19 protein-coding genes are annotated in these 26,995 nt (G+C 73.4%); 11 read left to right on the top strand and 8 right to left on the bottom strand.

Going from position 1 to position 26,995, the window contains the following annotated elements; all coding sequences use genetic code 11:
• Window positions 1-31: 31 nt before the first annotated feature.
• From AB0K43_RS15300 to AB0K43_RS15290, 3 genes are read right to left on the bottom strand one after another with little or no spacing between them, the layout of a single operon-like run.
• Window positions 32-2,068: an ABC transporter ATP-binding protein gene (locus AB0K43_RS15300; protein ID WP_363639740.1), complete on the bottom strand. Its 2,037-nt coding sequence runs from the start codon at window positions 2,066-2,068 to the stop codon at window positions 32-34.
• Window positions 2,065-3,021, bottom strand: coding sequence for an ABC transporter permease (locus tag AB0K43_RS15295; protein ID WP_363639738.1), 957 nt, complete (start codon window positions 3,019-3,021; stop codon window positions 2,065-2,067). Before AB0K43_RS15295 ends, AB0K43_RS15300 begins: the two co-directional genes overlap by 4 nt.
• Window positions 3,021-4,004, bottom strand: a complete 984-nt coding sequence (locus AB0K43_RS15290) for an ABC transporter permease (RefSeq protein ID WP_363639959.1) — start codon at window positions 4,002-4,004, stop codon at window positions 3,021-3,023. The genes AB0K43_RS15295 and AB0K43_RS15290 overlap by 1 nt, the downstream gene beginning before the upstream one ends.
• 364 nt (window positions 4,005-4,368) lie before the next feature.
• Here AB0K43_RS15290 and AB0K43_RS15285 point away from each other — a divergent pair, with 364 nt between their 5' ends.
• The 5 genes from AB0K43_RS15285 to AB0K43_RS15265 all read left to right on the top strand — a co-directional run bounded on the left by AB0K43_RS15285 (window position 4,369) and on the right by AB0K43_RS15265 (window position 11,102).
• The gene (locus AB0K43_RS15285) at window positions 4,369-6,066 is read left to right on the top strand and encodes an ABC transporter family substrate-binding protein (RefSeq protein ID WP_363639736.1); all 1,698 of its coding nucleotides are present in this window, start codon (window positions 4,369-4,371) and stop codon (window positions 6,064-6,066) included.
• A gap of 531 nt (window positions 6,067-6,597) precedes the next feature.
• Complete coding sequence (locus AB0K43_RS15280) at window positions 6,598-7,743, top strand: low temperature requirement protein A (protein ID WP_363639957.1); 1,146 nt, start codon at window positions 6,598-6,600, stop codon at window positions 7,741-7,743.
• An 88-nt stretch (window positions 7,744-7,831) separates the two neighbouring features.
• Window positions 7,832-8,494 carry a pentapeptide repeat-containing protein gene (locus AB0K43_RS15275; protein WP_363639734.1) on the top strand — a complete coding sequence of 221 codons (663 nt, stop codon included), beginning with the start codon at window positions 7,832-7,834 and terminating at the stop codon, window positions 8,492-8,494.
• A 159-nt stretch (window positions 8,495-8,653) separates the two neighbouring features.
• On the top strand, window positions 8,654-10,714 hold the full coding sequence (locus tag AB0K43_RS15270; RefSeq protein ID WP_363639732.1) for a phosphocholine-specific phospholipase C: 2,061 nt from the start codon (window positions 8,654-8,656) through the stop codon (window positions 10,712-10,714).
• A 193-nt stretch (window positions 10,715-10,907) separates the two neighbouring features.
• Window positions 10,908-11,102: a hypothetical protein gene (locus AB0K43_RS15265; protein WP_363639730.1), complete on the top strand. Its 195-nt coding sequence runs from the start codon at window positions 10,908-10,910 to the stop codon at window positions 11,100-11,102.
• A gap of 42 nt (window positions 11,103-11,144) precedes the next feature.
• On the opposite strand, the gene AB0K43_RS15260 is transcribed toward AB0K43_RS15265, so the two are convergent.
• Window positions 11,145-14,345, bottom strand: coding sequence for a S41 family peptidase (locus AB0K43_RS15260; protein WP_363639728.1), 3,201 nt, complete (start codon window positions 14,343-14,345; stop codon window positions 11,145-11,147).
• 223 nt (window positions 14,346-14,568) lie between these two features.
• On the opposite strand from AB0K43_RS15260, the gene AB0K43_RS15255 reads away from it, so the two are divergent.
• From AB0K43_RS15255 to AB0K43_RS15235, 5 genes are all read left to right on the top strand, one after another.
• Window positions 14,569-16,431: a fatty acyl-AMP ligase gene (locus AB0K43_RS15255; protein ID WP_363639727.1), complete on the top strand. Its 1,863-nt coding sequence runs from the start codon at window positions 14,569-14,571 to the stop codon at window positions 16,429-16,431.
• Window positions 16,428-18,188, top strand: coding sequence for an acyl-CoA dehydrogenase family protein (locus AB0K43_RS15250; protein WP_363639725.1), 1,761 nt, complete (start codon window positions 16,428-16,430; stop codon window positions 18,186-18,188). Before AB0K43_RS15255 ends, AB0K43_RS15250 begins: the two co-directional genes overlap by 4 nt.
• Before the next feature lie 51 nt (window positions 18,189-18,239).
• Entirely contained in the window at window positions 18,240-18,518 is a 279-nt protein-coding gene (locus AB0K43_RS15245) for an acyl carrier protein (RefSeq protein WP_363639723.1), read from the top strand.
• Window positions 18,518-19,381 carry a 4'-phosphopantetheinyl transferase superfamily protein gene (locus tag AB0K43_RS15240; protein ID WP_363639721.1) on the top strand — a complete coding sequence of 288 codons (864 nt, stop codon included), beginning with the start codon at window positions 18,518-18,520 and terminating at the stop codon, window positions 19,379-19,381. The genes AB0K43_RS15245 and AB0K43_RS15240 overlap by 1 nt, the downstream gene beginning before the upstream one ends.
• A gap of 149 nt (window positions 19,382-19,530) precedes the next feature.
• Window positions 19,531-20,139, top strand: a complete 609-nt coding sequence (locus AB0K43_RS15235; protein ID WP_363639719.1) for a response regulator transcription factor — start codon at window positions 19,531-19,533, stop codon at window positions 20,137-20,139.
• Between the two features lie 119 nt (window positions 20,140-20,258).
• Here AB0K43_RS15235 and AB0K43_RS15230 read toward each other — a convergent pair whose 3' ends face one another.
• The 4 genes from AB0K43_RS15230 to AB0K43_RS15215 form a co-directional block, all read right to left on the bottom strand.
• Window positions 20,259-21,464 (bottom strand): histidine kinase, encoded by a 1,206-nt coding sequence (locus tag AB0K43_RS15230; protein ID WP_363639717.1) that lies wholly within the window; start codon window positions 21,462-21,464, stop codon window positions 20,259-20,261.
• 58 nt (window positions 21,465-21,522) lie between these two features.
• Complete coding sequence (locus AB0K43_RS15225; protein ID WP_363639715.1) at window positions 21,523-23,025, bottom strand: SagB family peptide dehydrogenase; 1,503 nt, start codon at window positions 23,023-23,025, stop codon at window positions 21,523-21,525.
• 100 nt (window positions 23,026-23,125) lie between these two features.
• Window positions 23,126-25,417 (bottom strand): TOMM precursor leader peptide-binding protein, encoded by a 2,292-nt coding sequence (locus AB0K43_RS15220; RefSeq protein WP_363639713.1) that lies wholly within the window; start codon window positions 25,415-25,417, stop codon window positions 23,126-23,128.
• A complete protein-coding gene (locus AB0K43_RS15215; protein ID WP_363639711.1) occupies window positions 25,407-25,688 on the bottom strand; it encodes a hypothetical protein in 282 nt (93 codons plus the stop codon). The genes AB0K43_RS15220 and AB0K43_RS15215 overlap by 11 nt, the downstream gene beginning before the upstream one ends.
• A gap of 246 nt (window positions 25,689-25,934) precedes the next feature.
• Between AB0K43_RS15215 and AB0K43_RS15210 the strand changes: the two genes are divergently transcribed.
• Window positions 25,935-26,753: an AfsR/SARP family transcriptional regulator gene (locus AB0K43_RS15210; RefSeq protein WP_363639709.1), complete on the top strand. Its 819-nt coding sequence runs from the start codon at window positions 25,935-25,937 to the stop codon at window positions 26,751-26,753.
• Window positions 26,754-26,995: the final 242 nt, after the last annotated feature.

Here is a 26,995-nt window from a genome sequence, read left to right as displayed (position 1 = left end):
CCGGGGCGCCTCCCGGCGCCCCCACGGCCCGCTAGGCACCGTCCGGGTGGTGGCAGGCCGCGGTGTGGTCGATGCCCGGGGCCGCGGGGGTGGGGGCCGGGGCCTCGGTCTCGCAGCGGGTGCGGCGGGCGGGGTCGAGCGCGGCGTAGACCGGGCAGCGGGTGCGGAAGCGGCAGCCGTCCTGGCGGGTGGTCGGGGACGGCGGGTCGCCCGCCAGCAGGACCTTGGTGCGGGCCCGCTCGGCGGCCGGGTCGGGCAGCGGGACGGCGGACAGCAGTGCCCGGGTGTAGGGGTGCCGGGGCCGTTCGAAGACCTCGGTGACCGCGCCGGTCTCGACCGTCCGGCCGAGGTACATCACGCTGACCCGGTCGGCCAGGTGCCGGATCACCGAGAGGTCGTGCGAGACGAAGAGGTAGGCGAGGCCGAGTTCGGCTTTCAGGCGCTGCAGCAGGTTGAGCACGCCGGCCTGGATGGAGACGTCCAGGGCGGAGACCGGTTCGTCCAGCACCAGCAGCTCGGGCCGCACGGCCAGCGCCCGGGCGATCGAGATCCGCTGCCGCTGGCCGCCGGAGAACTGGTGCGGGTAGCGGTTGGCGTGGGCCGGGTCCAGGCCGACCTGGCGCAGCAGTTCGGGGATCCGGCGAGCGGCCGCCTCCCGGGGGACGGCCTGGGCGTGCAGGGGTTCGGCGATGATGTCGCCGACCGGCATCCGGGGGTCGAGGCTGGCCATCGGGTCCTGGAAGACGATCTGCAGCTGGGCCCGGAGCCGGTGGGCGGCGGCCCGGTCGAGCGTGGCGGTGTCCTGGCCGAGCAGTTCGATCCGCCCGGCCTGGGGCCGGGTGAGGCGGAGCAGCTCGTAGAGGGTGGTGGACTTGCCCGAGCCGGACTCGCCGACCAGGCCGAGGGTCTCGCCGCGCCGGATGTCCAGGTCGACCCCGTCGACCGCGTACACCTCGCCCACCTTGCGCTTGAAGACGGCGCCCTTGAGCTGCGGGAAGGTCTTGGTGAGCCCGCTGACGGCGAGCACCGGGGCCCGCTCCTCGCGCGGGGTGGCCGGGGCGGGCGCGGGCAGCTCGGGCACCGGGTAGACCTCGCTCGGGGCCGGGCCGCGTTCGGCCAGCTCCTCGGCCCGGACGCAGGCGGCCAGGTGGTCGTCGGCGCCGGCGAGCGGGGGTTCGGCGGCCCGGCAGCGCTCCTCCACCAGCGGGCAGCGGGCGGCGAACGGGCAGCCGGGGCCGCCCTCGCCGGGGGCCGGCGGGCTGCCGGGGATCGGGACCAGCGGGCCGCCGCGGCCGTCCAGCCGGGGGACGGCGCCGATCAGGCCGAGGGTGTAGGGGTGCCGGGGGCGGGCGAACAGCTCGTCCACCGGGGCGGTCTCCACCACCCGCCCGGCGTACATCACCGCGACCCGGTCGGCCATCCCGGCGATCACCCCGAGGTCGTGGCTGACCAGCACCAGGGCGGCCCCTGTCTCCCGCTGGGCGGTGCGCAGCACCTCCAGCACCTGGGCCTGGATGGTGACGTCCAGCGCGGTGGTGGGTTCGTCGGCGAGCAGGATGTCCGGGTCGTTGGCGATCGCCATCGCGATCATCGCGCGCTGGCGCATGCCGCCGGAGAACTCGTGCGGGAAGCTGTCCAGTGCCCGCTCGGCGGCCGGGATGCCGACCAGGTCGAGGAGTTCGGCGGCCCGCCGGCGGGCGGCGGCGCGGTCCAGCGGCTGGTGGATCCGGACGGCCTCGGCGATCTGGTCGCCGATCCGGTAGACCGGGGTGAAGGCGGAGAGCGGGTCCTGGAAGACCATGGCGACCTTGCGGCCGCGGATCCGGGCCAGTTCCCGGCCGGGCAGCCCGACCAGCTCGCGGCCCTCCAGCCGGACCGAACCGCCGACCCGGGCGGTACCGGGCAGCAGCCCGAGCACCGCGAGCGCGGTGACGGACTTCCCGGAGCCGGACTCGCCGACGATGCCGAGGGTCTCGCCCCGCCGCAGCTCCAGGTCGACGCCGCGGACGGCGGGGGAGGGGCCGAAGTCGACCGTCAGGTCCTGGACGGTGAGCAGGGCGGGGGTCACGGGTTTCTCCGGCGCAGACGGCGGGTGGCGGTGCCGGTGGCGCGGGCCGGGCGGCCCGCCTCGGCGGTGGGGTCGAGCGCGTCGCGGAGCCCGTCGCCGACCAGGTTGACGGCGAGGACGAAGAGCACCAGCAGCGCGGCGGCGAAGTAGAACAGCCAGGGGAAGACGGGTGCGTCGCCGGTGCCGGCGGCCAGCAGGGTGCCCAGCGAGACGTCCGGGGCGCGGACGCCGAAGCCGAAGTAGGACAGGGCCGCCTCGCTCATCACCGCGCCGCCGACCGTGATGGTGGCGTCGATGATCAGGAAGGAGGAGACGTTCGGCAGGATGTGCCGCAGGATGATCCGGAACGGCTTCACGCCCATGAACTCGGCGGCCCGGACGAACTCGCGCTCCTTGAGCGATAGCGTCATCGAGCGGATCACCCGGGCGGTGATCATCCAGTTGAACAGGCCCAGCAGCAGCACGAAGGCCAGCCAGCCGGTGCCGCGAAGCTTCGGCGACACGATGGCGATGATCAGGAAGCTGGGGAAGATCAGCATCAGGTCGACCAGGAACATCAGCACCCGGTCCGCCCAGCCGCCGAAGTACCCGGCGCAGGCGCCCACCAGCGAGGCCAGCACGGTCGAGAAGAGGGCCACCAGCAGGCCGATCACCAGCGACTTCTGGAGCCCCCGGACGGTCTGCGCGAACACGTCCTGGCCGATCCCGTTGGTGCCGAACCAGTGCTCGGCGGAGGGCGGTCGGCGGATCGCGGTGTAGTTGGGCGTGGCGTAGTCCCAGGGCGTCAGGTACGGGCCGAGGAAGGCGAGCAGGAAGAGCAGCAGCACGATCACGGCGCCGACCAGCACCCCCCGGGCGGCGGCCAGCCTGGTCAGCACCAGCCGCAGCCGCCCGGCGGGGGCGGCCTCCTCGGCCGGGGGCGGGGCGGTGTCGGGGAGCACGGTGGTGGTCATCAGTACCTGACCCGGGGATCGAGCGCGGCGTGCAGGGCGTCGGCCAGGAAGCCGGCGGCCAGGATCACCACGGCGGCGAACAGGTTGACGGCGACCACGGCGTTGATGTCCTGCTCGTTGATGGCCTGGATGAACCACTCGCCCATGCCGTGCCAGCCGAAGATGGTCTCGGTGAACGCGGCGCCGGTCAAGATGCCCAGGAAGCTGTACGCGAACATGGTCGACATCGGGATCACCGCGGTGCGCAGGCCGTGCTTGAGCAGCGCCCGGGTGCGGGTGAGCCCCTTGGCCTCGGCGGTGCGCAGGTAGTCGGAGCCGAGTACGTCGAGCATGGTGGAGCGCTGGTAGCGGCTGTAGGTGGCGAGGCCGCCGAGCGCCAGCGACAGGGTGGGCAGCAGCAGGTGCAGGGCCCAGTCGCCGAGGTGGGCGCCGACCCCGCCGGCGAGGTTGGGCGTCTCGTAGCCGGTGAACGGGATCACCTCGTGGCCGGCCGCGTTCTTGGCGGCGATGGCGCCGTTCTTCAGGAAGAGCGCGACCAGGAAGACCGGGGTGGACAGCAGCACGAAGGAGAAGACCGTCAGCGTCCGGTCGGAGATCCGGTACTGCTTGACCGCGCTCCAGGCCCCGCCGGCCACCCCGAGCAGCATGCCCAGCAGGCTGCCGATCAGCAGCAGCCGCAGCGACACCCAGATCCGGCGGCCGAACTCCTCGTTCACCGAGGTGTTGTGGATGGTCCGGCCGAGGTCGGCGTGGAAGACCAGGCCGTCCGCCCAGGTGGCGAAGCGCTCCACCACCGGGGTCCGGTCGTTGATGTTGAGCGCGGTGAGCTGGCGGTCGACCGCGGCGGCCGAGGGCCGGGGCTGCTTGGCCTCGAAGTAGGCGCGCGGGCCGAGCGCGGTGCAGGACAGGGCGTAGGCGAGGAAGATCGCGACGACCAGCAGCACGGCGTAGTAGCTCAGCCGTTTCGCCAGATAGCGGATCACGGCATGCCGCCGAGGAAGTTCGCACACCTGGTGAACATGATCGTTCGCCTTCGCTCAAGGGGTGGATTCAGCAGGTTCGCGCAGCAGTTGTACGGCACTGCGGGTCGGCCGTCCAGGGGTTGCGCTGCGAGGCGGTTCGACCGGGTGGGAGAACGCCCAGGTCACAGTGGATCAGACGGGTGCAGACGGGATGTTGCGGCGGTGTTGCGGCCCGTTTCGGTTGGATCAGATCTGAACACCGCCCCCTGGTAGTCGACTTGATCCGCTGTTACGTTCTGCCTGTCGGCACCGACTTGGCTGCCCACGTTCAAGTGTCGCCACACCTGGCGGCCGTCGACTCTTCGAGACCCCGGGGAACTTCCTGATGGACGCATCGCTCGCCACCCGCAGATTCGGCCGTGCCGCGGCCGCCGCCGTCGCCGTGGTGCTGGCCGCCACCGCCTGCAGCAGCTCGGCCGGCGGCTCGGCGAACGACGTGGCCAAGACGGTGGCGCCGACCCAGGACGCGGAGGACAACAACCCGCAGCCCTTGGACAAGATCAAGGACGGCGGGGAGCTGCGCGAGCCGCTGCAGCAGTGGATCACCCAGTGGAACCCGTACCAGGTCGACGGCACCTACGGCGACGCGGTCGAGATCATGGGCTACGTCGAGGCGAGGATCTTCCGCTCCGACGCCAAGGGCGTCTACCAGCCCGTCCCGGAGTACCTGGAGTCGGCCAAGGTCACCTCCACCTCGCCCCAGGTGATCACCTACAAGCTCAATCCCAAGGCCAAGTGGTCGGACGGCAAGCAGCTGAGCTACCAGGACTTCAAGGCGGTCTGGCAGGCCTCCAACGGCAAGGACCCGGCCTACAACCTGTCGGACTCCTCGGGCTACGAGCAGATCTCCGCGGTGGAGCAGGGCGCCGATCCGAGCGAGGTGAAGGTCACCTTCAGCGAGCCGTACGCGGACTGGCAGAGCCTGTTCAGCCCGCTGCTCCCGGCCGCCGGCATCGCCACCCCGCAGGCCTTCAACGAGGGCTGGATCGAGCAGGTCCCGATCTACGGCGGCCCGTTCAAGATCGGAAACTCGGACAAGACCGCGCAGACCATCACGCTGGTCCCCAACCCCGACTGGTGGGGCCCCAAGCCCAAGCTGGACAAGATCACCTACCGGGTGCTGGACTCCGCCGCCATCACCCAGGCCTTCCTCAACAACGAGGTGGACTTCGCCTCGGCCGGCACCGCCACCGCGTACGGCCAGCTCAAGGACTCCAAGGACGCGGCGATCCGCACCGGCACCCCCTGGGACGAGGTGCACATCTCCTTCGGCGGCAACGGCGCGCTCGCCGACCAAGGGGTGCGCCAGGCGCTCGGCAAGGCGCTCGACCGGGCCTCGCTGATCAAGATCGTCAACCAGGGCGTCCCGGTGGAGTTCAAGCCGCTGGACAACCACCTCTTCATGACCAACCAGAAGGGCTACCAGGCCAACGCGGGCGACTGGGTGAAGTACGACCCGGCCGCCGCCAAGCAGCTGCTGGACACGGCCGGTTGGAAGGACGCCGGCGGGGTGCGCAGCAAGGACGGCAAGCCGCTGGAGCTGCACTACGTGATGAGCGACGGCTCCACGCAGGCGCAGTCCGACCTGGCCGCGGCCGTGCAGAGCATGCTCCAGCAGGTCGGGGTGAAGCTCTCGGTCGACAAGGTGCCCAGCAAGGAGTACTTCTCCAAGTACATCAACGAGGGCAAGTTCGACCTGGCGAGCTGGCGCAACACCGGCTCCTTCCCGCTCTCCAAGACGGTGCCGATCTACCGGGCCCCGCAGGGCGACAACGTGTTCGGCAACTACTCGAAGCTGAGCACCCCGGAGATCGACTCGCTGCTGCGCAAGGCGGCCGGCGCGCTGGACCCGACCGAGGCGGCCAAGCTCTACAACCAGGCGGACGTGAAGATCTGGGAGCTCGCGCACACCGTCGAGCTGTACCAGCGGCCGAGCATCGTGGCGGTCCGCAAGGGCCTGGCCAACTTCGGGGCCGGCAGCCTCGCCGACACGGTCATCACCTCGGTCGGCTGGGAGAAGTAGCCCATCTCGCCGACGCCCGCTCCCGGGCCCGCTCCCGGGCCCGCGGCCGGGGCGAGCGACCGGCGGCGCTGGCGAGCAGCGCGGTGATCACGAGGAGTTCAGGCGTGGGCGCGGGATCCGGCGAAGCCGCCCCCGTGTCCACGCCGTCCGCCTTGACCTTCCGCGTTGCCCGCAGACCGCCCGTGTCGTCGTTCCACTTGGCGTGGAATCTATCGGCCCGCCCGGGGTGGACGGGACACCGCGCGCAGGGCGCGCCCGGGAGCCGTCGAGCTGTCACCCGGATCGCGCACTGCACCGTCAACTCTGCCTGACGACTGGTCAAAACGGGTGCAACGGGACAGTTCGGCGTGCCGCGCGGATGCGTGCGCGCGGGCGGCGCTGCTGCCAGGATCGCGGGGTCAGCTCTCCCCCTGCGAAGGCGATCCGATGACCAGCGAAGCCGCCCTGCCCGACCCGGACCGCGGCGCCCCGCACCGCCCTGCCCCGGCCGGCGTCGACCCGTTCGCCGGGGACGCCCGGCCGGTCCGGCGGATGGTCCCCCGCCGCCGGGACGAACCCCACCGCGCCGCCACCCCGTTGGAGCTCTTCTTCGACCTCTGCTTCGTGGTCGCGGTGGCCCAGGCCGGCGGGCAGCTCGCGCACTCCGTCACCGAGGACCACCTCGCCAACGGCCTGGTCGGCTACGCCTTCGCGTTCTTCGCGATCTGGTGGGCCTGGATGAACTTCACCTGGTTCGCCTCCGCCTACGACGTGGACGACGTGCCGTACCGGATCACCACCCTGGTGCAGATCACCGGTGTGCTGATCCTCGCGGCCGGGGTCCCGCGGATGTTCGACGACCAGGACCTGACGCTCTCGGTGGTCGGCTACGTGGTGATGCGCCTCGCGATGGTCACCCAGTGGCTGCGCGCCGCCCGCGGCGAGAGCGGCGGGGCCCGGGTGATGGCGCTGCGGTACGCCGCCGGGATCACCGTCTGCCAGGTCGGCTGGGCGCTGATGCTGCTGGTCCCGGCGAGCACCCGCCCGTACGTGGTCCCGATCGGCATCGCGCTGGAGCTGTCCGTCCCGGTGTTCGCCGAGCGGCATACCCAGAGCACCTGGCACCCGCACCACATCGCCGAGCGCTACGGCCTGTTCACCCTGATCGTGCTCGGCGAGACGGTCTCCGCCGCGACCGTCGCCATCCAGTCCGCGCTGGACGAGCACGAGGCCCTCGGCGAGCTGCTGCCGATCGCCGGCGGCGGGATCCTGCTCTGCTTCGCCGCCTGGTGGATCTACTTCGCCCGGCCGATCCACGAGCACCTGCGCTCCAACCGGCAGGCCTTCCTCTGGGGCTACGGCCACTACCTGGTGCTCGGCTCGGCGGCCGCGATCGGGGCCGGCCTGGAGGTGGCGGTCGAGTACGCCGTCGGGCAGGCGCACATCTCGGCCGAGGCGGCCACCGCGGCGGTCACCGTGCCCGCGGCGGTCTACCTGCTCACGGTCTGGCTGCTGCACTCCCGGCACACCAAGCAGGGGGTCGGCCAGGCGGTGCTGCCGCTCGCCGCGGCGGCGGTGCTCGGCTGCACCTTCGCCGGGCAGGCCGGGGTGCTGCTGGCGGGGCTGGTGGCGGCCGCGACGGTCGCGGTCGGGCTGGTGCTGTACGCGCGGGAGGGGCGGGCGCTCGCGGCGCGCTGAGCGGCCGCGGCCGGGCTGTCGCGGCCGGGTTGTCGGTGCCGGGTGCGAGGATGGCCCGGCCCCGTCGCCGACCGGAACGAGCCACCCCATGCCCAGCGTCCCCGCCGCTCCCGACGAGCTGGACCAGCTGCCGTACGCCCACCTCCTGCAGCCGCACACCGGCCCGCTGCGGCCCGACCGGCGCTACGACACCGTCCTGTTCGACGGCCTGGAGCAGACCGGTCCGGCCGCCGGTGCGGGCTTCCTGGAGTGCGCCTTCACCGGGGCGCAGTTCGACGGCGCCAAGCTGCGCCGCTCCTCCTTCAACGAGGCCTGGATGCACAGCAGTCGGCTGGTCGCCACCGACTTCGCCGACAGCGACTGGCAGGACAGCGCGCTGCTCGGCACGGTGCTCGCCGGCGTCGCCTGGTACGGCGCCGCGCTGCGCCGGGTGGTCTTCCGTCAGTGCAAGCTGGAGGCCGTCAACCTGCGCGGGGCCACCCTGCGGGACGTGGTGTTCGAGGACTGCCTGCTGCGCGACGTCGACTTCGGCGAGGCCAGGATGACCGACGTGGCCTTCCCGGGCTCCACCCTGGAGGAGGTCCGGCTCGGCGGGGCCGCGCTGACCCGCACCGACCTGCGCGGGGCGGTCCGGCTCGGGCTGGCCGACGGCCACCTGGGGCTGCGCGGCGCGCTGATCTCCACACACCAACTCTTCGAGCTGGCGCCGCAGTTCGCCCAGGCGCTCGGCATCGTTGTGAAGGACGACTGACCCGTCCGTTCACCCCCGGGTCGCCCGACGACGCACGGGCGAACAGTCCAACAAGCCTTCCTGCAAAGTCATGGCCTTCCGCGCCCGACTGGGCCAGGATGCACCGCGTTCGGTGAGTGCAAACCTGTGTGCACAACTCCTGAGAGGGCGGCGGTTCGGATGGCTGAGCTGAGTCGTAGGAAGTTCATGGCGCTGTCGGCGAGCGCGGCGGCCGGGGCAGCGGTGGCGGGCGGCACCGTCACCGCCGCCACCGCGTCGGCCGAGGCCGCCGCGCCGAGCACCACGGGCACCATCGTGGACGCCAAGCACATCGTGATCCTGATGCAGGAGAACCGCAGCTTCGACCACTACTTCGGCATGCTCAAGGGCGTCCGGGGCTTCGCCGACCGCAGCGCCATCCAGATCGCGGGCGGCTACAGCGTCTTCAACCAGCCGAACGGCCTCGGCCGGCAGTACCCCTGGCAGTTCAGCGCCACCAAGCCGGCCGGCGGCGCCGACCCCGAGCGCCTCGCCCAGTGCAACGGCGACCTCGCGCACGGCTGGTCCGACCAGCACAAGGCGTGGAACGGCGGAAAGATGGACGCCTGGGTCGCCGCCAAGGGCAACGTCCGCACCCTCGGCCACCTGACCCGCGACGACATCCCGTTCCACTACGCGCTGGCCGACAACTGGACCATCTGCGACGCCTACTTCTGTTCGGTGCTGAGCGCCACCGGCCCCAACCGCACCTACCACTGGAGCGGCCAGATCGACCCGGCCGGCGCCGCCGGCGGCCCCGCGTACGACGGCGGCGACGAGTCCAACCTGCGCTGGGAGACCTACGCCGAGGCCCTGGAGCGGGCCGGCGTCAGCTGGAAGGTCTACCAGAACGCCGCCGACAACTACGGTGACAACGCACTGGCCTACTTCAACACCTTCTCCGGCGCCCCGGCCGGCAGCCCGCTGGCGGTCAAGGGCATGGGGTCGGTGCCCAAGGTCACCGGGAAGACCCCCAACGACATCGCCGCCGCGATCCGCGCCGACGTGCTGAACGGCACCCTCCCGCAGGTCTCCTGGGTGGTCGCCGACGAGGCCTCCTCCGAGCACCCGTACGCCACCCCGACCGACGGCGCGCACTTCGTGCACATGGTGATCGACGCGCTCAACGCCAACCCGGATGTCTTCAACTCCTCCGTCATGTTCCTCAACTACGACGAGAACGACGGCTTCTTCGATCACGTCCCGCCGCCCACCGCCCCCGCCGGCACCGCCGGCGAGTTCTACAGCGGCACCAACATCGGGCTCGGCTTCCGGGTCCCGCTGATCGCGATCTCGCCGTGGACCCGCGGCGGCTGGGTCAGCTCCGAGGTCTTCGACCACACCTCGGTGCTGCGCTTCCTGGAGAAGTGGACGGCTGCCATCGGCAAGCCCGCCACCACCCCCAACATCAGCGCCTGGCGCCGCAAGGTCTGCGGCGACCTCACCAGCGTCTTCGACTTCGCCAACCCGGTGTACGGGCTGCCCGCCCTGCCCAACACGGACGGCACCATCGGCCTGTCCGCCTGCGGCCCGCTGCCCAACCCGGCGCCGGTCAACAACGCGCTCCCGCTTCAGGAGGCCGGTACCCGCCCGGCCCGCGCGGTGCCGTACCAGCCGAACGCCAACCTGGACCACCTGGAGTTCGCCTCCGGCAACGTCATGAAGGTCTGGCTGAAGATGGAGAACCGCGGCGCGGCGGCGACCAACACGGCGCACTTCGCGGCCTACGCCAACGCCTACCGCAGCGGCGGCCCCTGGCAGTACACGGTGGACCCGGGCACCGACCAGAGCGACTTCTTCAACTGCGGCGCGAACTTCGGCAACGGCCCGTACGACCTGAGCGTGGTCGGCCCCAACCGCTTCCTGCGGCGTTTCAAGGGCGACGCCACCAAGGCCGGCAAGACGGTCTCGGTCACCGCCTCCTACGCGGACGCCCCGACCACCGGCAAGCTGGCCGTCTGGTTCAAGCTCGCCAACGCGGGCACCGCCCCGGTGACCTTCACCATCACCTCGAACTTCTACCGCACCGACGGCCCGTGGACCTACACCGTCCCGGCCGGCGGCAACGTGAGCGACTACTTCAACGCGGTCGCCTACCAGAACGGCTGGTACGACTTCACGGTCACCGTCAACACCGACACCACCTGGTCCCAGCGCTTCACCGGCCACCTGGAGACCGGCACCCCCAGCATCAGCGGCTGACCCCGCACCCGTATCGAAGCCGGGCCCCGCGGCACACGCTGCGCGGGGCCCGGTTCGTCCTGTACCCGGCCGTGTCCCGGGGTGCCGAGGGCCGGCGGGCCGATGGGTGGGGCGGCCCCGGTGGCATGGGTGGCGGGGTGGTGTGAGAGTGAAGGGGATTCCGCCGTCCGACTAGCCGGAGGAGCAGAGAGCGATGGGCATCTTCGACAGGTTCCGGTCCAAGGCGCACGAGATGGTCAGCCCGGGTGAGCGCGGGGCGCTCGCGCACGACGAGGCCGCGGACGCCTTCGGGGACCGGGCCGAACGCGCACGGCAGCAGGCCCAGCAGGCCGAGGAGGACCGGCGGGCCGCCGCCGACATGACCGCCGAGGGCGACCCCCTCGACTGATCGGCCCCGGCCGTACCGCCCCCGGAACGCCGGGGGCGGCCTTCAGCGCGGCGGCAGCGGGGGGCGCCGCAGGTCGGGGCGGGGAGCGTCGTCCGGCGGCGGGCCGGCGGCCGGGTGCTCGGCCAGCAGGCCCAGGGCCAGCTCGACGGCGGTGGTCAGGTCGGGGTACTCGCGGCGGGCCCAGTCCTGCGGGCCGCGGACCACCTCGACATCCGGCTCCACCCCGTGGTTCTCCACCGAGAAGCCGACCCCGCCGGTGAACCAGGAGGCGTTCTTGGGCACCGAGATCTGGGTGCCGTCACCCAGCGTGTGCCGGCCGGTCATCCCGACCACCCCGCCCCAGGTGCGGGTGCCCACCACCGGGCCCAGGCCCAGCAGCCGGATCGCGGTGATGATGACGTCGCCGTCCGAGCTGGTGGCGTGGTCGGCGAGGGCCACCACCGGGCCGCGCGGAGCGTCCCTGGGCCAGCGGACCGGGTGCCTGCCGCGGGTGAAGTCCCAGGCCAGCACCCGACGGTTGAGCTTCTCCAGCACCAGCTCGGAGACGTTGCCGCCGGCGTTGCCGCGCACGTCCAGCACCACGGCGGGCTTGGCGAGCTCGCTGCGCAGATCCCGGTTGAACTGCGCCCAGCCCGAGCCGCCGAGGTCGGGGATGTGCAGGTAGCCGCACCGCCCGTCGCTGAACTCCCGGACCAGCCGGCGGCGTTTGGTCACCCAGTCCTGGTAGCGGATCGGCCGTTCGTCGGTCAGCGGGGTCACCGCGATCCGCCGGATCCGCTCGCCCCGGCGGAAGGTGAGCTCGACCGTGGTGCCGCCGCTGCCGGCCAGCAGCGGCGCCGGACCGCGCACCGGATCCGGCGGGCGGCCGTCCACCGCGAGCAGCTCGTCACCGTCCTCGATGCCGTAACCGGCCAGCGGCGCCCGGGCCCTGGGGTCGGAGGACTCGCCGAGCAGGATCCGGTCCACCAGCCAGCGGCCGTCCGGGGCGCGGTGCGCGTTGGCGGCGAGCAGGCCGAGCAGGTGCAGCACCGGGGACGGGCCCTCGCCGCGCCGGGCGGGCGTGACGTACGCGTGCGAGGTGCCGAGCTCCCCGAGCAGCTCGCGCAGCAGGTCGGCGAAGTCGTCGGGGGAGGCGATCCGGTCCAGCAGCGGCTCGTACTGGGCGGTCAGCGCGGCCCAGTCGAGGCCGCACATGCCGGCGTCCCAGAACTGGTCGCGGGCGATCCGGGCCGCCTCGTGGTAGGACTGCCGCCACTCGGCGGCCGGGTGCACGGTGTGGGTGATCCGCCGGAGGTCCACCGTCAGCGGGGAGTTGGGGGAGGACAGCTGGTGCAGCTTGAGGCCGCCCGCCGAGAAGACCGACACCGCGCTGCCGTCACCGGAGACCGCGAAGCCGTCCAGCTTGTCGACCACCGTGCTGCGGGTGCCGTGGGCCAGGTCGAAGTACTCCAGCGCGGGGCGCCCGGAGGTGTCGGCCGGATTGGCGAAGGTCTGGCCGAGCGCCCCGGAGATCGGCCAGCGCAGCCAGACCACCCCGCCGCGGACCGCGGCCGTCGCCGAGTACTTGGAGGCGATCACCGGGAACGGCACCAGCCGCTTGGACAGCCCCGCCTCGTCGACCCGGACGGTGCCGTCGCCGACGGCCTCCTCCGGGTCCAGGCCGACCGGCGGGCGGCCCTGCGCCGGCGCGGCGAACGGGGAGGGGGTGTCGGCGGACAGCGGCACCAGGTACGGGCGGCAGCCCAGCGGGAAGGAGAGGTCGCCGGTGTGCACGTCGTGCACCGGGTCGAAGCCGCGCCAGGACAGGAAGACCAGGAAGCGGCCGTCCCGGGTGAACACCGGATGCTCGTCCTCGAACCGGCCGCCGGTCACGTCCAAGGTCCGCTGCGGCGCGTCCACCCGGGCCAGCTGGATCGAGCGCAGTGACCGGCCGGCCACCGGCTGCGACCAGGTGAGCCACTGCGAGTCGGGGGCGAACGAGGGGCTGCTGACCGGGCCGAAGGCGCAGGCCACCACCTCCCGCACCGCGCCGTCCTCGGCGTCGATCAGCAGCAGCCGCCCGTCGGAGGCGGCCACCGCCAGGGTGCGGCCGTCCGGGCTGGCGGCCAGCTCCAGCACCCGGCCGATCAGGCCCGCGGCGATCCGGCGCGGCGCGGCCCGCTCGGTGCCGTCCCGGGTCGGCAGCGGGGCCAGCTCGACCGCGTCCGCTCCCTCGGCGTCGCTCACCCAGGCGACCTGGCCGGAGTGCCCGAGCAGGACCGGCAGCCGGGCCCGGACCCCGGGGGTGTCGGCCAGCACCCGGGCCGGCCCGTCCCGGTGGGTCAGCCAGTACAGGCTGCCGCGCACATTGATCACCCCGGCCCGGCCGGTGGCGTCGCAGGCCAGGTCCTTGACGTGCGAGGAGGCCACCACCTGGTACGGCCGGCGGCCCGCCCGGGCCCCGCCCAGCGGCACCTCCAGCCGGCGCGGGGCGGGCGCGTCCAGGCCGTCCAGCAGCCAGAGGTCGCCCGCGTGCTGGTAGACGACCCGGGTACCGTCACCGGCGGCCTCCCGGGCGTAGTAGGTGGCATGGTCGGTGTGCCGGCGCAGATCGGTGCCGTCGGGCCGGCAGGAGTAGAGGTTGCCGACGCCCTCGTGGTCGGAGAGGAAGGCGATCCGGTCGCCGACCGGCATCGGCGAGGCCAGATGGCCGGGGAGACCGGGCAGCAGCGGGGTGCGGTCCAGCCAGAGCCGGCCGGTGGCGCCGCCCCGGTAGCGCTTCCAGGCGGCCGGCTCGTGCGGCGCGGAGGCGGTCAGCAGCACCGTTTGCTCGGCGCTCAGCTGCGCGTCGGCGACCGGCCCCCAGGGCATCCGGCGGCCCGGCGAGCCGTCCGGCGGCAGCGCGTAGGCCCAGGTGTAGTGGGCGAAGGGCTCGCCGTACGAGGTGACCGCCAGCACCTCGCCGTCCGGCAGCCAGCCGCGCACCCGGGTGTCGCTGCTGCCCCAGTAGGTCAGCCGGACGGCCTCGCCGCCCGCCGAGGGGGCGGTCCACACCTCGGGGGCGATCGTCTGCCAGCCGGTCCAGGCGATGGTCGCCCCGTCCGGGGACAGCCGCGGGTGGCTGACCCTGGTGCGGTCGCAGCTGATCCGCCAGGCCCGTCCCACCGTGCCGTCCGCCGCCAGCGGGGCCGCCCACACGTCGTCCTCGGCGGTGAAGGTCAGCAGGTCGCCGCGCAGGTGGGGGTGGCGCAGGTATCCGGGCACCCCTCCATGGTTCGGCCGGGGTGGATCACCCGCAACCGGGCCACCGCTCATGCACCGTCAGCACACCGTGGCCGGGCGACCACCACCCGTCCACCCGGGCCCGCCCCGCAGTCGAGAGGGAGTCGAGCAGCTGCGCTGATCCTGACCCCCGACGGGGCGGGCTGCCGGTGCGCAGCGCAGGCCTGAGGAGCCGCGCCGGACACCACGGCCAGGGAGGGAAGCGATGTCGGAGAACGAGACCTTCACCGACGTACTGCTGCGGCACGCCGCGCAGCAGCCGGAGAAGGATGCCTTGGTGTTCCTGCGGGAGGAGCCGGTCGGGGCCGCGGCGGTCGGGCGGGTGCGGCTGCCGGCCCTGGCCGTACCGGCCGGGATCGAGCACCCGGCGCCCGCCCGGCGCGAGTACCGGCTCACCGACCGGCGGATGGACTACGCGGAGCTGGACACCGCGGCCCGCCGGCTGGCGGCCTGGCTCCAGGACAGACGGCTCGCCGGCGAGCGGGTGCTGATCCTCCAGGCGAACGCCGAGCGGTTCGCCGTCTCCTTCCTGGCCTGCCTGTACGCCGGTGTGGTCGCGGTGCCGGGGCCGGCTCCGAACGGCCGCCGCGGCAACGACGAGCGCACCCTCGGAATGATCAAGGACGCTGCGCCGCAGCTGATCCTGACGGACCGTCGCTCGGCCCCCGACATCTCGCTGATGGCCGCCGTCGCCGGGCACGGCGAGGTGTCCTGCCTGGCCCTGGACGGTGCCGTCCTGCCGGATGCCGCGGACTGGCGACGGCCCGCCGGGGCGGCCGACGGCCTCGCCATGCTGCAGTACACCTCCGGCTCCACCCGGGACCCGCGCGGCGTGATGGTCACGCACCGCAACCTGCTCGCCAACCAGCGGGCGATCTCCGCCGTGCTGCGCACCGACCGCGACTCCACGGTCGGCGGCTGGCTGCCGTACCACCACGACATGGGGCTGGTCGGCCAGCTGCTGCACCCGCTCTGGCTGGGCGGCACCGGCGTGCTGCTGCCGACCGACCTGCTGATCCGGCGCCCGGCGCGCTGGCTGGAGGCCATCACCCGGTACGGGATCACCGTCAGCGGCGGCCCGGACCTCGGCTACGAGCTGTGCGTGCGCCGGATCGCGGACCGCCACCTGGCCGGGCTCGACCTGTCCGGCTGGACGACCGCGGTGAGCGGCGCCGAGCAGGTCCGGGCCGACACCCTGCGGGCCTTCGCCCAGCGGTTCGCCCAGGTCGGCTTCCGGGCCTCCGCCTTCGTCCCGGCCTACGGTCTGGCCGAGGCCACCCTGCTGGCCACCGCGCGGCCCAGCGGCCACGCCACCGCGCCCACCCAGCGGGTGGTGGACGCGGCCTCGCTGGAGAAGCACCAGTTCGTCCAGCCGGTCCAGGGCCGCCCGGCGCGCACCCTGGTCAGCTGCGGCCGGCCCGCGCCGGACGCGCTCACCCTGCGGATCGTCGACCCGACCAGCCGCCGGGTGCTGCCGGAGGGCAAGGTCGGCGAGATCTGGCTGCGCGGCGAGGGCATCGCGCAGGGCTACTGGAAGCGCCCGCTGGAGACCGCGGAGACCTTCCGCGCGGTGACCGCCGAGGGCGACGAGGGCTACCTGCGCACCGGCGACCTCGGGGTGCTGCGGGACGGCGAGCTGTTCGTCACCGGTCGGATCAAGGAGCTGCTGGTGGTGGCCGGGCGGAATCTCTACCCGCAGGACATCGAACGCGCGGTGCAGCAGCTCAGCAGCTCCTTCGGGCCCGGGGTGGTGTTCGAGGTGGAGCCCGGCCGGCCGCACGTGGTGGTGGTGCAGGAGGTCAGGACCGGGGGCCGGTTCGACGTCGACCTGGCCCGGCTGAACATGAACGTGCGCCAGTGCGTCTCCCGGGAGTTCGAGGTGCGGGCGGGCAACGTGCTGCTGGTCCGCCCCGGCACCGTCCGGCGCACCACCAGCGGGAAGCTGGAACGCGGCACCATGCGCCGGCTCTTCCTGTCCGGCCGCCTGCAGGCCCTGCACCAGGTGGTCGACCCCGCGGTGGCCCAGCTGGTGGCCGGCGGCCTGGTGCAGTCGGAGGTGGGGCGATGAGCACCGCCGTCGGCACCCGCGCGGCCGAGAGCGCCGTCGCCCGCCGGATCGCCGAGCTGGAGAGCGCCCTCGGCGACCCCTGGGACCCGGCCAACCCGTACGGCCACCGCGCCGTGCTGGAGGCCGACGACCGCAGCGAGCTGCCCGCCGAGGCGGAGCGGCTGCTGCACGCGCTGGGGCTCTGCGCGGAGTTCGTGCCGCAGCGGCTCGGCGGGCGCTTCGACCGGGCGGACGTGCTCGCCCGGATGCTCCGGCCGGTCTTCCGGCGGGACCCTTCGCTCGGGGTCGGCTTCGGCGCCGGCTCCTTCCTGGCCGCCGTCTCGGTCTGGGCGGCCGGCACCGAGGAGCAGCAGCGCCGCACCGCCGACCTGCTGCTGGCCGGCGGGCGGGTGGCCGTCGCCTACCGCGACCTGGCGCACGGGAACGCCTTCCTGCGGGACGAGTTCAGCCTGACCGAGGAGGACGGCACGCTGCGCCTGGACGGTGCCAAGCGGGTGATCGTCAACGCCGAGCACGCCGGGGCGCTGGTGGTCTTCTGCCGCACCGACGACCGGCCCGGCAGCCGCAGCCACTCCGCCGTCCTGCTGGAACGCGCCGCGCTGCCCACCGACCGGGTGCGCGACCTGGACCGCTTCCCCACCGTCGGCCTGCGCGGCTGCACCATGAGCGGGCTGGCCTTCACCGACTGCCCGGTGCCCCGCGAGGCGCTGCTCGGCGGCTGGGGCGACGGCGTCCGACTCGCCCTCAGCTCCTTCCAGTTGACCCGCAGTGTGCTGCCCTCGATGGTGCTCGCCGGGGTCGACACGGCGCTGCGCACCGCGCTGCGGTTCGCGATCGAGCGCGGGGTGCACGGCCGGCCGGTGCTGCGGGTGCCGCAGGCCAGGGCGAGCCTGGCCGGCTCCTTCGCCGACCTGCTGGTCTGCGACAGCCTGGCGCTGACCAGCACCCGCGCGGTGCACCTGCACCCGGAGGCCACCGGGGTGTACGCGGCGGCCACCAAGTACCTGCTGCCGATCCTGCTCAGCGACACCGTCTACGACCTCTCGGTGCTGCTCGGCTCCAGCCTGTACGAGCGCTCCGGGGCGTACGGGATCTTCCAGAAGCAGGTCCGCGACCTGCCGATCACCAGCCTCGGCCACTCCGGGACGGCGGCCTGCCAGTCGACCGTCATCCCCCGGCTGCCGGTGCTGGCCGAGCACGCCTGGCTGGTCGAGGAGGCGCCCGGCCCGGCGCTGTTCCGGCTGCGGGACGACCTGCCCCCGCTGGACACCGGCCGGCTCGGCGTCGCCGGCACCGGGGATCCGCTGCTCGCCGAGCTGGCGGACTTCGCGGCCGGCTCCACCGCGGTGGCCGCGGCGGGGGAGCACCGCGAGGTGCTGGAGACCCTGGTCCGCACGCTCGCCGCGGAGCTGCACGAACTGCGCGCGGCCGCCCGGAGCCTGGCCGGCCGGCGCCGCGACGACCTGGCCGACCCGCGCAGCTACGCGCTGATGGACCGGTACTCGTTGCTGCTCGCGGCGGCCTCGGCGCTCGGTGTCTGGCGGCACCAGCGGGGCGGGCCGGACGAGTTCCTGGCCCGGCCCGACTGGGTGGTGCTCGCCCTGCTGCGGATCTGCCGCCGGCTGGGCCTGGGGCTGCCGGGCCGCCCGGCGCCGGGTGCCGAGGGCCGGGTGCTGGAGGAGCTGCTGCGGCGCTACGCGGCGGGCGGCAGCTTCGACCTCTACGACGACCCGACCGCCGCGGTGCCGGCGGACTGATCGCATCTCAGGAGCCGTGACCATGACCGACCTTGAACGAGGGAGTGCGCGATGAGTGCTGTGCTGGAGCGGCCGGCCGAGCTGCTGGTCGAGATCGTCCAGGAGGCGGCCGCGGTGCTGGGCGGCGGGCATCCCGCGGTGCCGGTGGACGCCCGCTTCTACGACGACCTCGGCTTCGACTCGGTGATGCTGATGCAGCTCAAGTACCGGATCGAGCTGCGCTTCCCGGAGCTGGGCGAGCTCTCGCTGGCCGAGATGGTGGACAGCCTGGTGAGCTGCTCGACGCTGGCCGAGTACCTGGCCGAGCTGGCCGCCGAGGACCGGCCGTGATGCCGGTGCTGGGCCCGAGCTCCGCGATCGGGCGCCCGATCCCGGTGCACCGCGGCCGGGACGGCGGCTGGGACGAGATCCGGGAGTCGCTCACCCGCCGCGGCAGCGCCGTGCTGGTGGCCACCCTCGGCGACTGGATGCCGGGGGCGCAGGCCGCCGAGCCGCCGGCGGCGGAGGAGGACTACCCGGGTGACCGGGCGGTGCTCGGCCGCGACTGGGCCAGGTACCAGGCGATGTCCCACGAGCAGGTCAGGGGCCGCTTCCTGGCCTCCCGGCTGCTGCTGAAGACCGCGGCCGGCGCCGCCCTGCAGGCGCCGCCGGAGACGGTGGACCTGGCGTACAAGCTCGGCGGCCGGCCGTACCTGCGCGGCTGCGACCAGGTCGACATCAGCCTCAGCCACACCGAGGACCTGCTGGTGGTGGGGCTGACCCGGCGGGGCTGGATCGGCGTGGACGCCGAGCTGGCCGGCCGCACGCTGCTCGGCACCGGGGCGGAGAAGCAGATCTGCACCCCGCACGAGGCGGCCCAGCTGGAGCTGATCGACCCCGAGCTGCGCAATCCGGCGCTGGTGCGGCTGTGGACCCTCAAGGAGGCCTACAGCAAGGCGATCGGGCAGGGACTGCGGTTCCGCTTCACCGAGTTCGGCTTCGCGCCGGGCGCGGAGCGGGTGCAGGTGCTGCGCCCGGACGGTTCGCCCGGCACCGGCGGTGAGTGGAGCTTCGGCACCTGGGCCGTCACCGGCTACACGGTGAGCGTGGCGCTGTTCGACGCCGGGTTCGACGAGACACCGGACATCGCGGCCGCCACCATGCTCGACGACGGGCTGGTCGACGCTCTGATCGGCCCCACCCGCCAGGGGTAGCTTTCGGAGTGTGATCAGAAGGTTGCTTGCCGCGATCTCCTGACTAGAATCGCACCTCTGGCGGTCGCACAAGCCAGACCGATTCGAAGCGGTACCGGTGTCGGAGGCAGACGTCTGTGAGCCGGTGCGCGGACGGGGGCCGGGGCCAAGTGATTCGGATACTGCTTGCCGAGGACATGAACATGGTCCGGGGGGCGCTGGTGGCGCTGTTAGGTATGGAACCGGACATCGAGGTGGTGTCCGAGGTGGACCACGGCGACCAGATCCTGCCGCAGGCGCTCGCCCACCGCCCGGACATCGCGGTGCTGGACATCGACCTGCCGGGGGTGGACGGCCTGACCGCCGCGACCCTGCTGCGGGAGCGGCTGCCGTCCTGCCGGGCGCTGATCCTGACCAGCCTCGGCCGGCCGGGCACCCTGCGGCGGGCGATGGCCGCCAAGGTGTCCGGCTTCATCCTGAAGGACGCGCCGCCGGAGGAACTGGCCAAGGCGATCCGCAAGGTGGCCGCCGGCGAGCGCGTGATCGACCCGCAACTCGCCATGGCCGCCTGGGACTCGGGCGACTGCCCGCTGACCAACCGGGAGGTGCAGGTGCTCCGGATGGCCGCGCAGGGCGCCGAGGTGGTGGAGATCGCCGCCGGGCTGTTCCTGTCGGCCGGCACCGTGCGCAACTACCTGACCAACATCGTCACCAAGCTGAACGCCCGCAACCGGGTGGACGCGATCCGGCTCGCGGACGAGGCGGGCTGGCTGAGCTGAGCGGCCCCGGACCAGGCTCGGCAGGACCAGGGCTCGGCAGGACCAAGGCTCGGCAGGACCAGGGCTCGGCAGGACCAGGCCCGGCAGACCGTCCGACCGCAGCGGTGACCGATCGAGGGTCAGGAGACGCTGCGCAGATCGGTCTGCTGGGCCAGCGGCACCAGGGCGACCACCTGGAAGGTGCCGTCCTGCTGGACGCCGGCCAGCAGCGTGCCGCCGATCGCGGCCAGCCGGTTCTCCAGGTTCCCCAGACCGCTGCCGCCCTCCTCGCCGGAGGTCCGGGCGCCGGGCAACTGGCCGACCACCCGGGCGCGCTGGCGGTGCCGGTCGGGCACCCCGTCGTTGACGATCCGCAGCCGGATGTCCGGGCCCTGCTCGGTGACCTCGATGTCGCAGCGCTCGACCTTGCTGTGCCGGAGCATGTTGGTGACCGCCTCGCGCAGCACGGTGGCCAGCGTGGTGTCGACCACGCCCGGCAGGTCGGCGCACTCGATCCGGGTCTCCACCACGATGTCGGCGGCCGCCAGCATGCCCCGGGCCGACTCGGCCTCGCCGGCCAGCGACATGTCGCGGTAGCCGCGGGCCACCGCGCGGACGTCGGCCAGGGCCTGGCGGGAGATGCCCAGCACCGAGGTGAGCTCCTCGACCGCCCGGCCGGGGTTGTTGTGCACCAGCCGGATCGCGACCTCGCTCTTCAAGGTGATCGCGGAGAGGCTGTAGCCGAGCAGGTCGTGCAGGTCCCGGGCGAACCTCAGCCGCTCCTGGGCCACCGCCAGCCGGGCCAACTGGCCTCGTGCCCGGTGCAGTTCGACCACCAGCGTGACCAGCCGGCTCAGTCCGTACATCATCAGGCCGCTCAGCAGGGTGGAGATCGTGACGTAGACGACGTCCTGCGGCTTGGCCTGGTAGGCCAGCGCCACGCCGGACATCGAGAGGACCACCAGGGAGTACCAGAGCCAGGCCCAGAACCCCTCCAGCAGCATCAGCCCGGAGGCGGCCAGGAAGCCGCCGGCGGCGCCCCAGACCGCGCCGAAGAGCAGGATCGGCAGGTAGGTCAGCACGGCCTGCAGGGCCAGCGTCAGCCGGCCGAATCTTCGCCGGACCTTCTTCGCCTGCGGCAGCGAGTGGATCAGCTGGCAGCCGCAGATCACGATGAAGCTCGCGATGCCCAGCACCAGGCCGGGGCTGCCCGGGCGGATCACCACCAGGTTGACCGAGACCTGCACCAGATAGGCGAGCAGCGCCGAGTAGAGGATCCCCAGCGCGAACATCGGTGCCGGCTCCCGCCGGATCCCCTCGTCATCGGCCATGTCGTCCCTCGCCACTGGTCCGGATCCTCCGATCAGACGCATCTGAGGACCGAGCGTACGGGGTGAGAGACCGTCAGACACCATGGTTCCAGGGATGGTACGAGCTTCCCGGTGCCGCGGGGGCGGCCGCCGGGCCGACCACCAGTTGGCCGACCGAGGACTCGGCCCGCCAGTCGACGCCGGAGACCCGGGCGCCCGCCTCGATGTCGGCGGCGGCCAGCGGCGCGGTCGCCAGGCCCATCGCGGCCGCGACCAGTTCGAGGGTCTGCAGGGCGGCGCCGGTGTCGCGCAGCACCAGCGCGTAGCTCTGCCCGCTGAACTTCCAGGCGGCCCGCGCGAACCGGGCGGTCAGGGTGATCACCAGCGGTGGCGGGCCGGCCAGCCCGGCCGCCACCCTGCTGCAGGAGAGCACCTTGGCGAGCACGTCCCGGTCCTCGGTGAGCAGGGTCAGCCGGTGCCGTGCGGGGTCGTAGTGGAACACCCCGCGGGGCAGGCCCGCGCAGCTGTCCACCGAGACGTACAGCTCCAGCGGATGTGTCCCGCCGAAGCTGGTGTACGGCCGCTCGCTGATCTCGTACTCGGGCGGGCCGGACGGGTCCTTGGAGACCGCGCGGATCCGCGCCGAGCGGTACAAGAGCTCGCCCAGCTGGGTCAGGGTCAGCCGGGCCGTGGGCGGGGCGCAGTCGACCGGTTGCGGCGGCCGCTCCACCACGGCGGCGAACGGCGGCTCGGCCCGGTCGGTCGCCGAGGGCAGCGGGAGTGCGAAGCGGCGGCCGGCCGGCACCGGGCGGACGGCCGGCTCGGGGGCCAGCCGGTTGGCGTGCGCATAGGTGGCGCCGAAGTCGTTGTCGTGCCGGCCGATCGTGCTGCGGGTGTGGAACAGCAGGTCCACCGGTGCCCAGGTGGCCAGCACCGGATCGGTGTCCTCGGCGAAGACGGCGGCGCAGCCCTCCGGCCCCGGGTGGCCGCCGACCGCGAGCCCCGCCCCCAGCAGGTGCTCGACCGCCTCCCGGACGGCCGCGGCCGGGAACGGCAGGGCGGCGGTCAGCTCGGCCAGGGTGGTGGTCCAGCCGAGCGCGCCGAGCAGGGCGGCGGCGGCCGGCCGGTGCGCGAGCACCCGGAACAGCGAGAGCGGCGACTCCAGGGTGAGACCGCGCCCGGCGCCGGACAGCACGGCGAACCGGGAGAGCCGGATCGGCCGGTCGGGCCCGACCCCGACCTGCTCCAGCTCCGCCCGCGGCGAGATCGGGACGACCGACAGCAGCGGCAGCTCGCTGTCGGTCAACCCGACCGAACGGATCGTCAGGTGCTGGATGCGGCCCAGCAGATCGTCGAGCCGGGCCCGGGAGCCGCGCTCCGCGCCGCTGAGGATGTTGTCCAGCGAGATCGGCCCGAAGGTCATCCGGCGCAGCGCCTCGCGGCCGGCCCGGTCGGGCCGGGCCAGCCGCACGGTCGACCAGCGGTTGCGTAACAGGGCGTCCCCGTCCGGCCCCTCCTCGAATTCGACATCGACGTCCTCGCGGAGCGACCAGAGGCGCTGAAGCTCCGGCGCGGAGCCTCCGGCCGGTACGTCCATGGGGCTCTCCGGGGTAGGCAGTGTGCGAATGGCCCACTATCGAGGGTCTCGGTCGAGTCTCGCTCAAGTCTCCCACGAACCACCCGTGGGCGGACCGCGCTCACACGAACAACGGTACGGGGTTGAGCCGTTCATAGGGCGTCGGCTCCGCCAGCCGCCCGAGCCGGACCGGCACGTCGTAGAGCCGGCCGGGGGCGAAGCGGGCCCAGAAGTGCCGCAGGCCGGGCACGATCACCCGGACCACCGGCAGCCCGATGTCCAGCCTGGTCTGGTCGAGCACCAGCAGCTCCATGCCGTGTCGGCGGACCAGTTCGCCGGCGGTCTCCACGTCGGCGCGCAGGTCGGTGCCGGCCGGTGACGGCCGCTCGTGCGGGCGGACGGCGGCCCGCGCCGGGTCGGGGAGCAGGTACGGGTGGCGGGCGACGGTCGCGGTCCGCCACCAGTGCAGGGCGGCCGGGTCCCGCAGGGAGTAGCGCGGCGGACCGCCGGGGACGGCCGGGGCGACCGCCGGGAGCAGCTGGTTGACCTCGGCGACGGCCCGGCGGACGGCCGACGCGAGGTCGTAGTGCGCGCCGAAGCCGAACAGGATGTCCTCGGTGGGCCCCTTGACCCGCCGGGAGAGTGCGGCCACCACCGGGACGCCGAGGTCGGCGGTGAGGTCCAGGACCCAGAGTTCACGGCCCTGCCGGCGGTGCAGCCGGGCGACCTCGCCGATCCACGGGTCGCCCAGGGCGGCGAGGTCCACCGCCGGCTGGCGGGTCCGGTTGTACCACCAGAGCGCCACCGCGTCCCGCTCGACCAGTTCCAGGAAGCCCTGCAGCACGGCGTCCTCCAGACTGCCCCCGGCGGCGCAGCCGTTGGAGTCGGCCCGGGCGTAGCGGGAGCCCTCGCCGGACGGCTGCGAGCCGTAGAACAGCAGCGAGGTCGGCAGCAGCCGCCGGCGGCCGCCGGTCAGCGACCAGACCGGGGTCCAGTCGATCGGGGTGCGCTCGTCCAGCGGTTCGGTGACCCGCTGGTAGCTGCCGTGCGCGGCGTTCCACTGGGCCCGGTCGCGGTACTGCCGCTCGTGGTAGAGCTGGCAGCGGTTGGGGTGCAGGGCGATCTCGCCGAGCCCGCGCAGCGAGTCCCTGATCCGCGGCTCGTCGCCGTGCAGCCGTCCGGACTCGCGCTCCAGCGCCTCGCACAGCGCGCTGACCCGGGCGTCGAGTTCGGTGGCGCCCTTGCCGCCGCTCTCGCGGCGCAGCGGGGCCCGGCCGACCGGCACGGTGCAGGTGCGCGCGGTGAAGGAGTGCAGCAGCGCGGGGGCCTCGGCCCGGGTGATCGCCTGGACCACCCCGGAGACCGGGCTCACCAGGTGGCCGTAGCGGTCCAGCACCTGTTGCGGGGTCAGGTGCCGGTGGCCGTTCCCGGTGGTGGAGACCTTGCGGGCGGCCCGCAGCACGACCGGCTCCAGCATCCTGGCCGCACCGGCGCCCGGGGTGCCGCAGGTGGCGCACTGCGGTCGGCGGAGCACCGCGTGCTGCTCGGCCCGCAGGCCCAGGGTGTCCAGGGTGTGGATCTCCTGGCGCTGCGGGCCGGGCTGCCCGGCCAGCCACTTGGCGGCCTGCAGGGCGGCGAGTTGGAGGCCGATGGCGCGGGTGGCGCCGAGCGAGGCCTCCGGGCCGAGCGGTGGTTCGGCCATCCCCAGCGCGTGCTGGACGGTCAGCTCGTGCACCCGGTTGGCGCGCAGCCGGTGGGCCAGGCACTGCCAGCAGGCGCCGCCGTCCGGGGTGAGCACCGGCCCCGACCAGACCACCGACCCGGTCGGCTTGGCGATCAGCCAGGGCCGGCCGGCGGCCCGCTGGGCCAGGTCGATCCGGCGCAGCGCGGGCGCCAGGTAGTCGTCGCACACCACCACGGTCAGCTCCGCCGCGGTGGGGGAGTCCGAGCTCACGCAGCGCAGTCCGGCCGCCTCGAACGCCGGGCGGACGGCGGCCTCGTCGTCCCGGCCGACCGCCAGGATCCGGACCTGGGCGGCGCCGACGCGGGCCGAGGAGCTGGTGCCGTCGAGGCCGGCCAGCTCCCAGAAGGCCTCGGCCCGCGGATCCCGTCCGGGCTGGTCGGCGGGCCGGTAACTGACCAGGCCGGCGGCGGAGAGCGAGCCGAGCAGCTCACCGATCTCCGCGGCCGAGGCGCGGTCGCCGGCCTCGCGCAGCAGCGAGGGCAGGTCGCGGGTGCCGTCCAGCAGGGGGGCCACCGCTTCCACGTGCGCACCGCGCAGGCGGGTGGTGCCCCGCTCCGAGATCAGGTACGCACCCTTGCCCACGACGACCTCGGCCCGCAGGTGGCGTCGGAACGCCAGTACCCGCGGGCCGGTCGTGGGAAGGGCTCTGAGCTCCGGCTCAGAGCTCACTGTCGACGGTGCAGAAGCAGAAGTCGGCGAGGACCTCGATGCGGTCCAGGTCCTCGATCGTGAACTGCGCGGCGGTGGCCGGCGCGAGCGCCGGGATCGGCGCGCCGAGCGGCAGGGAGATTCCGAACTCGGCCAGGACCGGGGCGGGTTCGGCGGTGTAGCGGGTGCGCAGGGCCGGGTCGAGGTGGGCTGCGATGACCAGTTCGGCGAAACGCCAGTCGCATTCGAGGCCGGTGCTGGACGGTGCGGCTGAAACGGCGAGTGCGGTCACGGGGGCTACTCCGTTGTTAGGGTCGGCCGGTGCTCTCACAGTGGGTACGGCACGGAAGTCTGTGTGATTCGACCCCGCCGTGGACAGTGGATCCGTCATGTGCGCGGCGTGAGAATCGCATGGCGTTCGCGTGTCGTGATTCCCGCCCGATCCGTGAAGATCTCACTGTTGCCGGCCACCGCCCGCGTGCGACGCTCTCCGGAGTGATTCCCCGGTGCTGGCCAGTAATGGAAGGGAGGCGGATCCATGCAGATCAAACTTCTGGGCCCGTTCGTCGCGCAGGAGCAGGAGACCTCCTTCGCACCAAGCGCCGCGAAGCCACGGCAGATCCTCGCGCTGCTGGCTCTCCAGGCGAACCAGGTGGTGACCGTACCCACCCTGATGGAGGAGATCTGGGGCGACCATCCTCCGCGCAGTGCCTCCACCACGCTCCAGACCTACATCCTCCAGCTGCGCCGGAAGCTCGGCACGGCGTTCCACGCCGAGCAGTCCTCCACGGCCAAGGAGATCCTGGTCACCCGCTACGGCGGCTACCTGCTGGACGTCCAGCCCGGTGAGGTGGACAGCTCCGAGTTCGAGCGGCTGCTCGCACTGGGGCGCACCGCGCTCGCCGCGCACGACGACCTGTCCGCCTCGAAGCTGCTCGGCCAGGCGCTCGCGCTGTGGCGCGGGCCGGCGCTGGTGGACATCCAGGTCGGCCGGGTGCTGGAGATCGAGGTGCTGCAGCTGGAGGAGGCCAGGCTGGGCGCGCTGGAGAGCCGGATCTCGGCCGACCTGCGGCTGGGCCGGCACGCCGTGCTGCTCAGCGAGCTGACCATGCTCTCCGCGCAGCGGCCGATGCACGAGGGCCTGCACGCCCAGCTGATCCTGGCGCAGTACCGTTCCGGCCGCTCCTGGCAGGCCCTGGAGACCTACCAGCGGCTGCGCAACACGCTGGTCGGCGAGCTCGGCATCGAGCCCTCGGCGCGGCTGCAGCGGTTGCACGCCGCGGTGCTGGCCGCGGACACCCGGCTCGACCTGGCCGGGGCCGAGCTGTCGATGGAGCTGGACCACGTGGTCGGCTGACCCGACCCCAGGTCGGCCGACCGGATCGCGCGGTCGGCCGACCTGCCTCCACCGGGAGTCCGGCGTGCCTTGAGCGCCGGCCGAGTGCGGCGCGAGATGCCGTTCCTACCGTCCGCGGCATGGACATCCTTGAGGAGCTGGAGACCGCCCCCGCTGATGCGCGGGGGCGGGTGGCCGAGCTGCACGAGCTTCGGGAGCAGGTCCGCCGGGGTCCGAGCGAGAAGGCGACCGAGGCGCAGCAT

The organism is Kitasatospora sp. NPDC049258, assembly GCF_040678895.1.
Lineage (GTDB): Bacteria > Actinomycetota > Actinomycetes > Streptomycetales > Streptomycetaceae > Kitasatospora.
Note: the sequence above shows the minus strand (reverse complement) of the source record. Positions and strands in the feature narration are given on the sequence as shown.